This is a genomic window from candidate division TA06 bacterium, assembly GCA_016235665.1.
Lineage (GTDB): Bacteria > Edwardsbacteria > AC1 > AC1 > EtOH8 > UBA5202.
In genome coordinates, this window is record JACRJI010000008.1 from 72625 (window position 1) to 82535 (window position 9911).

8 protein-coding genes are annotated in these 9911 nt (G+C 49.2%); all 8 read left to right on the plus strand.

Annotated features, from left to right (window positions below; genetic code table 11):
• Positions 1-3 precede the first annotated feature (3 nt).
• The 8 genes from HZA73_03090 to porU all read left to right on the plus strand — a co-directional run bounded on the left by HZA73_03090 (position 4) and on the right by porU (position 9892).
• On the plus strand, positions 4-1797 hold the full coding sequence (locus tag HZA73_03090) for a type II/IV secretion system protein (GenBank protein ID MBI5805011.1): 1794 nt from the start codon (positions 4-6) through the stop codon (positions 1795-1797).
• A 29-nt stretch (positions 1798-1826) separates the two neighbouring features.
• Positions 1827-2084, plus strand: coding sequence for a hypothetical protein (locus HZA73_03095; protein MBI5805012.1), 258 nt, complete (start codon positions 1827-1829; stop codon positions 2082-2084).
• Positions 2085-2092: 8 nt separating this feature from the next.
• On the plus strand, positions 2093-2515 hold the full coding sequence (locus HZA73_03100) for a PaaI family thioesterase (GenBank protein ID MBI5805013.1): 423 nt from the start codon (positions 2093-2095) through the stop codon (positions 2513-2515).
• A gap of 18 nt (positions 2516-2533) precedes the next feature.
• The gene (locus HZA73_03105; protein MBI5805014.1) at positions 2534-2899 is read left to right on the plus strand and encodes a DUF3795 domain-containing protein; all 366 of its coding nucleotides are present in this window, start codon (positions 2534-2536) and stop codon (positions 2897-2899) included.
• On the plus strand, positions 2896-3423 hold the full coding sequence (locus HZA73_03110; GenBank protein ID MBI5805015.1) for a phospholipase: 528 nt from the start codon (positions 2896-2898) through the stop codon (positions 3421-3423). The genes HZA73_03105 and HZA73_03110 overlap by 4 nt, the downstream gene beginning before the upstream one ends.
• Positions 3424-3429: 6 nt before the next feature.
• On the plus strand, positions 3430-4821 hold the full coding sequence (gene rimO, locus HZA73_03115; protein MBI5805016.1) for a 30S ribosomal protein S12 methylthiotransferase RimO: 1392 nt from the start codon (positions 3430-3432) through the stop codon (positions 4819-4821).
• Positions 4815-5675, plus strand: coding sequence for a prepilin peptidase (locus HZA73_03120; GenBank protein ID MBI5805017.1), 861 nt, complete (start codon positions 4815-4817; stop codon positions 5673-5675). The genes rimO and HZA73_03120 overlap by 7 nt, the downstream gene beginning before the upstream one ends.
• A 215-nt stretch (positions 5676-5890) precedes the next feature.
• Positions 5891-9892 (plus strand): type IX secretion system sortase PorU, encoded by a 4002-nt coding sequence (gene porU / locus HZA73_03125; GenBank protein MBI5805018.1) that lies wholly within the window; start codon positions 5891-5893, stop codon positions 9890-9892.
• Positions 9893-9911: the final 19 nt, after the last annotated feature.

Here is a 9911-nt window from a genome sequence, read left to right on the forward strand (position 1 = left end):
GAAATGACTGTCTCCACACACTTGACCATAGAACAAGTGGCCCAGATGCTGCTGAAATGCGGCCGGATCTCCCCGGACCAGCACCGGGAGATATTGATCAAAGTCCCGGTCCAACGGGCCAAGCTCCAGAAATACCAGGAGTCGGCGTACAGCCGCAGGCTGCACCAGGCCGCCAATATCATCACACCGGCCGAGGTCATCTCTTCGCTGAATATCCAGATTCAGGGGCATCCGGGCAGGTTCCTGACCGAGGACATGATCACCCAGACCGTGGCCCAGGAACTGAACATGCCATATCGCAAGATAGACCCGTTGAAACTGCAGCTGGACGTGGTCACTTCACACGTAGCCCGGCCCTATGCCATCCGCCATCTGATCGTGCCGCTGGAAGAAGAGTCCGGCACCGTGACCATGGCGGTGGCCGACCCGTCCAATCTGGAGATCCTGGAATCTTTGGAAACCGCCCGGAACATCAAGATCAAGCTGGTTCTCAGTTCCAAGACCGACATTCTGAAGATCGTCCGAGAGTTCTACGGATTCCGGGCCTCGGTCCGGGCGGCCGAAGTGGACCGGATATCCTCGGAAGAGCTCAACAACCTGGAGCAGTTCGTCAAACTGAAGGGGCAGGAGGAGATCGAGGCCAACGATCAGCATGTCACCAGCGCGGTGGAATACCTGCTCCATTACGCCTTTGAACAGCGGGCCAGTGACATTCACATCGAGCCCAAGCGGGACAAATCATACATCCGGCTCCGGATAGACGGTGTGCTGCATTACATATACACTATCCCCCGCAACCTTCACGCTCCCATCATCTCCCGGATCAAGATCATGTCCAGGATGAACATCGCCGACAAGCGGCGGCCCCAGGACGGCAGGATCAAGACCAATTTCGCCGGCAAGGATATCGAGCTCAGGGTCTCCACCGTCCCGGTGACCTTCGGGGAAAAGGTGGTGATCCGGATCTTCGACCCCGAGATCCTGATGCAGGACCTTGACCAGCTGGGATTCTATCCCCGGGAATACCAGACATACAACGCCTTCATCCGGCGGCCCAACGGCATCATCCTGGTGACCGGACCCACCGGCTCGGGCAAGACCACGACTTTATATTCCTCGCTAAAAGCCCTGTCCTCGCCCGAGGTCAACATCATCTCGGTGGAGGACCCCATCGAAATGGTGATCGAGGAATTCAACCAGATCGGGGTCCAGCCGGCGGCCGGGGTCACGTTCTCCACCATCCTGCCCAGCATCCTGCGCCAGGACCCGGATATCATCATGGTGGGAGAGATCCGCGACCGGGAGACGGCCGAACACGCCATTCAGGCGGCCCTGACCGGGCACCTGGTGCTTACCACTCTGCATACCAACGATGCCCCTTCGGCCATGGTCCGGCTGCTGGACATAGGGATACCCTATTACCTGATATCCTCCACCGTGATCGGCGTGATGGCCCAGCGCCTGGTGCGGAGGATCTGCCCCAATTGCCGCCGGGAGCGGACGGCCAGCCCCGAGGATTTTGAAGGGTTCCCCGCCGGGGAGCGCCCGGCCAAGATATACTACGGCGAGGGCTGCGTGGACTGCCGGGGAACGGGCTACAAGGGCCGGATCGGGATATTCGAGGTGATGGAGATGACCGACAACCTGAAGGCCGTGTTGACCTCCAACAACGCCAACCTCAGCGAGATATACAAGACGGCCGCTGCCGACGGCATGGTCTCCCTAAAGCAGGTGGCTTTGCAGAAAATGCTGGAGGGATTGACGACTTATGAAGAAGTGATCTCGGTAAGCGGATAAAAAGTATTAGAACTTAAAAAAATAGTTATATGAAGATTAAAGTCATCTTGTTGCGTATATTTGAAAATGTACTTCTTGCTGGGGCCTTATTGGTAGTTATTCCAACGGTTCCTTCTGATATTTCGGAGAAGTTATCATTTTCATTTTTAAGCGTTATTCTATTTATTGCTAATAGAATATTAGTTCTAAAACGAAAGGCTGATAATTTAATTATCATTATTATACAAGTTATTGTATATGCTCTTTTTGCCTATGGGATTTATGAAAGAGTTCTAATGGGTAATTGAGGAAGTAAATGAAACTCAACGACGATCATTTCTGCTTCGCTTGCGGCCATAAAAATTCCGACGGCCTGCAGCTGAAGTTCACCTACCCTCAGCCGGGAACCTGCCGGGCCGAATTCGTACCGGAGCAGAAATACCAGGGCTGGAGTGGCATTTTGCACGGTGGCATCATCTCCACGCTTTTGGACGAGGCCCTGGCCCATGCCGTGGGCGAGGCGGAAGGGGGAGGCGGGGCCTCCGAAGCGGTGACCGCCGAACTGACGGTCAGGTTCAAAAAGCCGGTAAGAATAGACAACAAAATAGTTCTTACTGGCAAGGTGGACAAAGACAACGGGAAAATAGTAGAAGCCAGTTCTGAGATCACGGATGAAACAGGTTTGGTGCTGGCCAGCGCCAGGGGAAAATTGGTCAGGCCGGCAGTTAAGGCCGGATAAAAATAAAGAGGAGCGCAAATGGTAAAAATAATTTCATATTGTGGATTGGATTGCTCGGCCTGCCCGGCTTATATAGCTGCTCAAAAGGACGATCCCGAATTGCGGGCCAACACAGCCGCCCATTGGTCAAAACTTTACCAGTCAGACATCAAACCCGAGGATGTATTCTGCCAGGGCTGTCATTCTGACGGGGAAAGGCTTTTCAACCACTGCCGGGTCTGCCTGATGAGGCAATGCGGAAAGAATCTCAAGCTGAAGAACTGCGCCCATTGCCCCGATTATGCTTGCGAGAAACTGAAGCCATTCCTGGAAATGGTGCCCGAGGCCAAAGCCAATCTGGAAAGCATCAGGCAAAAGAATACAAAGCAGGCAAAAAGCCGATGACGGAATTCATCACCGACGGACAGATATACCAAAAGGTGATACAGGAGGAGATCCCCAAGGCCCGAAAATTCCTGTGGCTGGCCACCTCGGACCTGAAAGACCTTTATGTGGCCGAAGGCAGGCGGATGGTGCCTTTTTTAAAAGTGCTGTCCGGACTTTGCCAAAGCGGTGTGGAACTGAGGCTGATCCACGCCAAGGAGCCGGGGCCGAACTTCCGCAAGGATTTCGACCGCTATCCCCCGCTGATAGAGGGGTTGGAGAGACTGCTTTGCCCCAGGGTCCATTTTAAAACGGTGATAGTGGACGGAAAGTTTGCCTACTCCGGCAGCGCCAACCTGACCGGGGCCGGGATGGGCGCCAAGTCAGATGGCAGAAGGAATTTTGAATCGGGTTTTGTTACTGCGGAGAAAGACCTGGTGAACAGTATAATGAAACAGTATGATGAATTATGGATGGGAAAACACTGTGAAGCCTGCCAGCGCAAAGCCTATTGCACAGAGTACAAGGACATCCTGGACCAGTGAAGAATCATGAGTAAATCTGGCGGGTCATTGCCTGTCCCCAGGGCATATATCGTTTCGCTGGGCTGTTCCAAGAACCGGGTGGACACCGAGATCATGATCGGCCAGCTCATTCGGGCCGGGTATCAGATCACCGGAATGCTGAACCAAGCCGACGCAGTCATCGTCAATACCTGCGGCTTCCTGCAGGAGTCCGTGAACGAGGCCCTGGCCGAACTGGCGGCCCTGGCAGGGCACAAGAAAAAGTCCGGCTTCCGGCTGGTGGCCACAGGCTGTCTGGTGCAGAGGATGGAAAAGGAACTGTTGCGCGAAGTTCCTGAGATCGACGCCTTGGTCGGTGTGCATGGCTACAAGGACATCGTTTCCGCCGTAACCGGAAAAAAGAAATTGTCCGTCTCCAAAATCGCTTGTGATCATTCCTCGTCATTCTACCGTAATCGCATTATGACCACCGGTCCGGGCTGGGCCTATCTCCGCATTGCCGACGGCTGCGACAACAATTGTTCCTACTGCCTGATCCCCAAGATACGGGGAAGGTTCCGCAGCCGGAAGATGGGGGAGATCATCGCTGAGGCTAATATTTTGGCAGGCAAAGGCGTCAAGGAGATCAACCTGATCGCCCAGGACACCACCAATTACGGCTTAGATCTGTACGGTGAAAGAATGTTGGGGGATCTGCTGCTGAGGCTGGACAAGGTCAAGGGTTTGGAATGGATCAGGTTGCTGTATACCCATCCGGCCCATTATGATCAAAAGCTGATCCGGGTCCTTAAACAAAGTTCCAAGACAGTAAAATATCTGGATATCCCCCTGCAGCACAGCCAGAGCAAAGTTTTAAAGGCCATGAACCGCGGAATGGATCAAAAAATAACAGGATCACTGATCTCTGAACTGCGCCAGGAAATCCCCAAGCTGGCAATAAGAACGACCTTCATGACCGGCTTTCCGGGCGAGACCGAAACCGATTTTAATGCCCTGTTGGATTTTGTTTCCCGGCAAAAATTTGAAAAACTTGGCGCCTTTGCCTTTTCTCCGGAACCGGGAACCAAAGCATCCATGTTGAGCAAACAAGTGAGCCGCCCGTTCAAGCAAAGCAGGCTTCATGAACTGATGGCTTTGCAGAGGAATATCTCAGGCCTCTGCAACAGGTCCCGGATCGGCCAGGGATACAGGGTATTGGTGGAGGGGCCGGTGATAAAAGGATCCCCCGTTCCTTACAAAACGGGGTATAGTTATTACGGCCGCAGTTATGCCGAGGCCCCGGAGGTGGACGGAAAGGTATACATCAAAACAAACAAAAAACTGATTCCTGGAAATTTTGTCAAAGTCAGGATCAATAAGGCCTGGATCTACGATCTTGGCGGTACGTTAATCAACGATCATGATTGGATTATATGCTAATTGCTCTGATCTTCTTTCTTTTTGGCCTGCTGTTCGGTTCTTTTGCCAATGTCTGCATCTGGCGGATCCCCCGCAAGGAGGAAGTGGTGGTAAAACCCTCCCATTGTCCCGATTGCGGTGCCGCCATCAAATGGTATCAGAACATTCCGGTTGCCAGTTACCTGCTTTTGCGGGGCCGGTGCAGTGATTGCCATAAAACTATCTCCCTGCAGTATCCGATGGCGGAGCTGGCGGGAGGAGTCCTTTTTGCCGCCGCTTACCTGAAATTCGGTTTGGACTGGCGCCTGGCCGGGTATCTGCCTTTTTTGTGGGCCCTGCTGGTCATTTCGGTCATAGACCTCAGACATTATATAATACCTGATCTGCTGAGCCTTCCAGGGATGGGTCTGGGTCTGGTTTTTGGACTGGCAGGGACTTTTATTCCTAACTTTAATCTTTCTGTTTTCGGGAATAACGATCCTTTTGCTGTTTGGGCCTGGCTGGACAGTATGATGGGGATGCTGATGGGAGGAGGATTGATCTGGCTTTCGGCCTGGGGCGGGGAAAAGATATTCAAGCAGGAGGCCATGGGAGGCGGGGACATAAAACTGGCGGCAATGATCGGAGCTTTTGTGGGCTGGCAGGCAGTACTGATGGTCTTGTTCCTATCATTCCTGCTTGGCACCCTGGCAGGTGTTCCCCTGATGTTGCTGGATAAGCTGAAGAAAACAACTGAAATGTTTGAAGGAGTTTCCAAGGATCAGCCGGCCAAAGCCATGATTCCTTTCGGTCCATTCTTGGCAATGGGAGCAGTGATCACAATGCTGGCTGGAAAAACCATCTGGGGATTTTATGCGGCTTTGCTGGTTAGATAGCCATACAGAAATTATATTCAAAACTTTACGGCAGACACTTGACAAACCGCCTGATTTCGGTTATAGTTATTAAGTTAACAAAAGAAGCCACAAGGAGATATTTGTATTAGAGCCGTTCAACGTCAGGGATTAAACAGGGAATTGAGAATATTTAGAATAGCCCTTTTTAGCGTACCCTGATATCGGCTTGGTATTATCTCTGTTGGCAATGGATTTTGCCATATTTAGCCGGTATCAATCAATTGATACCGGTTTTTTTTATTTTATTTTTTATGATCGAACAAATAAAAATAATCATCCTTGTCATTGGGCTCATGTCCACCACGGCCGTGGCCCAGATAAAACTTTTAAAGTCGGATGATCGAAACGCTTTGATCTCATGTCAGTTCGCTCCTGCGAACTTGGTTCAGAATGACCAGAGACAAACCATTCCATCAATCAAAGGCTGTCAAACACAAGGGGAACCGGGACAACCCATAAGTTTGTATCAGCAGATAATGGTGGGTGTTCCCCCGAATGCCCGGGTGGAAGTTAAAATGATCTCCGGAGAATATGAAGAATATTCCGGCATCGATCTGGCTCCGGTCCCGTATTTAGAGGCAATGGGAAAGGACGATCTGGGTGGGTATGTTTATCGCAAGAACGAGAAAGAATATCAAGCCAAGGGATTATCACCGCAAACGAATGTAACACTTCATTCGCTTGAAATGCTGCGGCGCCACCAAGTTGCATTGATAAAAGTGCATCCTCTTCAATATGATCCAAGCTCAAAAATATTAAGGGTTTATAGCAGGATGCAAGTACTGGTTACCTGGGATATTACGGGTTATCCCGGAGTTGACATAGATGATGATGTATATGGACCGATCTTGGTCGATCAGATAATCAATTATCAGCAGTCAAAAAACTGGCTGACGGAATCATCCAAAGCCGGAACCAAGGCCGAAGATTCTTTTGCCGCCACCCCGGTCTGGTATAAATTATCGGTAGTTAACCAGGGAATATACCGGCTGGATTACAACTACCTGAAACGTAACGGAATCAATCCTGATATCATAGATCCCCGGACTATAAAGATATTCAACGGTGGATCGCGAGCCTTTTCAAAATCATACAGCCCGCCAACGGATACGTTAAAACAGATGAATATTTTGGTTAAAGGGGAGCAGGACGGCAAATTTGATGACGGAGACCAGATATTCTTTTTTGGGCAAAGCTTGGCCGGGTGGGATAAGAACAGCTCCCTGCTTAATGGCCATTACTACAACCCTTATGGCGACACCAACAGCTACTGGCTTTGCTGGGGCGGTGCTGCCGGCTTAAGGATGACCGAGCGTGACTGTCGTCCAATATCCTCGAATTACCTAACTCCGCAAAGTTTTACCGATACTTTGCATTTTGAACAGGATGTCTTTAATCCATTCAACTCCGGAGAGCTATGGTATTGGTTAAACATGAAGCGGTTACGGGTGGAAGAATACCGGAACTATAGTCTGCCTTTTGATTTATCTTATGCTATGCCGGGAACTTTTAAGGTAAAGTTAAACTTCCAGGCTGGAACTGACACTTCCAATATTCACCATCATGTAAACTGGGGGATTAACGGTATAATCTATAACCAAAAGGTATGGACAGGCAGACCATTTTCTGGATCTTATTCCGATTCTTTAACCCTGCCAGGACTCCCTGCCGCTTCCAATGTTCTGAATCTGCAATTGGATCGAGACTTTGCAGATACCTTGGATATAGTGTATTTGAACTGGTTTGAAGTTTATTACCGGCGGAGTTATGTGGCTTTAAACTATAACTTAAAATTCCGGGCCGATTCACTAATTGGACAACCTTACCGGTTCAACTTGACCGGTTTTGCCAGCGATAGTATGTTGATCCTTGATATCAGCAACCCCGAAAAGCCGATTAGTATATCAAGCGACAATATCTATCAATCATATTCTGAATTCGAAGATTTCTGGAATAACGAGAGACTTTACTGGGCCGCCTCCGGTCCCGGATGGAAGAGGCCGGCAAAAATTGAGCCTTATGCGTCTCAGGGCCTAAGGCAAAATTATTTAAATGTTAATTATCTGGTGATAACCGCAGATGAGTTCTGGTCCCAGGCCCGGGCTTTACTGGCGATGCATTCCAGCGAGGCCAGACTGCAGCCTATGGCGGCGGTAAAACTTTCCTGGATATACAATGAATTCAGCTTTGGCTTAAAAGATCCCTCGGCCATACGCAAATTCCTTGATTATATTTACCTGAACTCTGAGCAGACCAGTCCCCAAAGATGCCTTTTATTCGGTGATGGCAGTTACGATTACCGGGAGATAGACAAAACCTGGGGGCGGCATAATTTTATTCCCACTCATCAGGAAGATGGATTAAGGCTGGAGTTGGGTGAATATCTATTTGATTCATACGACGATTGGTATGTACGTTTAAATAATGCAAACCTTCCACAGCTTATATTGGCCAGGATACCTGCTAAAAATGCCGATGAAGCCTGGACGGTGTTAGCCAAATCCTCCCGTTATAAAGCAGCTACCGGTGATCTTCAGTGGCGAAATCGTGCGATATTAATGGCCGATGATGAATTTAAAGCCGGGGGAGTATATGCCATCGATGAAGAGGATCATACTGCTTATTCTGAATATCTGGCAAAAAATGTTTTGCCGAGCAGTTACGATATAACAAAAGTTTATGGGGCAATGCGGGAATATCCCAGGGGTTCGGATGGATTCAAACCTGATGCTCGCAATGCCCTGATCGGTTATTGGAACCAGGGAGCCGCAATCATAAACTTCTTTGGACACGGTGCCTATTGGGTCTGGGGACATGAGCATTATTTTATGGATACCGATGTGTCTAACTTATCCAACGGTGATAAACTTCCTTTTGTAATTATGGGTACCTGTGGAACGAGCAGGTTTGATATGGGCAGTCGCGAGTCAATCGGTACATCCCTGGTTGTTAAGAGTGGCGGGGGAGCCATTGCTACTGTGGGCGCTACCCGGGGGACATATTCTGACGGGAATTTTAACCTATCCAGGGGAATTTATGACAATATATTTACAGCTTCATATGATCTGGGACAAGCATTTTATAGCAGCAAAATTTCCACTGGTGGCAATTCACTTTACTCTCTAATGGGAGATCCGGCCCTGTGCTTGTCAAAACCAAACGGAGTTTGTAGTCTGGCCTTAAGCGATGATACCCTTAAAAGCCGGGGGCGTTATTCGGTAAATGGAATAATTAGCGGGTTGCCAGGATCTTTTAACGGTCAGGCATTGCTTACTATTTATGATGCCCCCCGGACTGATTGTTCAGTACTTACACCAACGTTGACATTCACGGTACCAGGCAAACCAATAATCAGGTTTGGATCTGCTGTCCAAGACGATAGCTTATATGCCAGTTTTATTCTGCCTAATATGACTTCGATTCGAGCGGAAAGCTTGGTGGTTGATAGCGCCCGTGTGAGTGTTTATGCATGGAACACAAGCTTTGATGCCAGTGGCGTTTTGGGCGGTAATCTTTGGCTGGGAGGGGCGGTGGCTCCGGATACTTCCGGCAACGCTAAACCTGTCATAGAAGTGTGGAACAATGGCGTCAAATTGACCGATGGGGATATAGTGGGTAAATCATCACAATTGACTGTTAAAGCAAGCGATGACAGGGGGCTTAATATTATTTCCTTTTTAACCAGCCAAACAGATCAGTTGCAGCTGGTTGTTGACGATAAGCTTCCCGTGTATTGTCTTGGTGCAGATTTTGTTTTTGACAATGGCAGTACCGTTTCAGGGCAGGCTGTTTGGCCCGTTGCGACCAATGCCGGTCTACACAAATTCAAATTCTCAGTTTACGATTTGGCATCAAATAAAGGTGTTTTGGAAATTAAACTGAATGTCCTATCTTCATCCGGTGAAAATAAGATAGACGGTGTTTATAATTATCCCAACCCCTTCAAGCAAAACACTTGTTTCACTTTTAATTTGTATCAAGAAGGCGATGTAACCATAAATATATATACCATCGCCGGCAGGATGATAAAAACCCTGGTTCAAACCGGCCGAAGCTTCGGTTATAATCAAATATACTGGGACGGACGCGATGCCGATGGCGGTTCCTTGGCCAATGGCGTTTATTTCTATAAAATATCGGTCCGGGGGGCAGCCGGAGAGGCCAGCAAAATCGGTAAATTAGTAGTAATGAAATAATCAGTTTAAGAATCAACAG

What these genes read in the sequence shown, in the direction of transcription:
- HZA73_03110 (MBI5805015.1), top strand. Translation starts at nt 2,896, where the DNA reads ATGACGGAATTCATCACCGACGGACAGATATACCAAAAGGTGATACAG.
- HZA73_03095 (MBI5805012.1), top strand. Translation starts at nt 1,827, where the DNA reads ATGAAGATTAAAGTCATCTTGTTGCGTATATTTGAAAATGTACTTCTT.
- HZA73_03120 (MBI5805017.1), top strand. Translation starts at nt 4,815, where the DNA reads ATGCTAATTGCTCTGATCTTCTTTCTTTTTGGCCTGCTGTTCGGTTCT.
- HZA73_03090 (MBI5805011.1), top strand. Translation starts at nt 4, where the DNA reads ATGACTGTCTCCACACACTTGACCATAGAACAAGTGGCCCAGATGCTG.
- rimO (MBI5805016.1), top strand. Translation starts at nt 3,430, where the DNA reads ATGAGTAAATCTGGCGGGTCATTGCCTGTCCCCAGGGCATATATCGTT.
- HZA73_03100 (MBI5805013.1), top strand. Translation starts at nt 2,093, where the DNA reads ATGAAACTCAACGACGATCATTTCTGCTTCGCTTGCGGCCATAAAAAT.
- HZA73_03105 (MBI5805014.1), top strand. Translation starts at nt 2,534, where the DNA reads ATGGTAAAAATAATTTCATATTGTGGATTGGATTGCTCGGCCTGCCCG.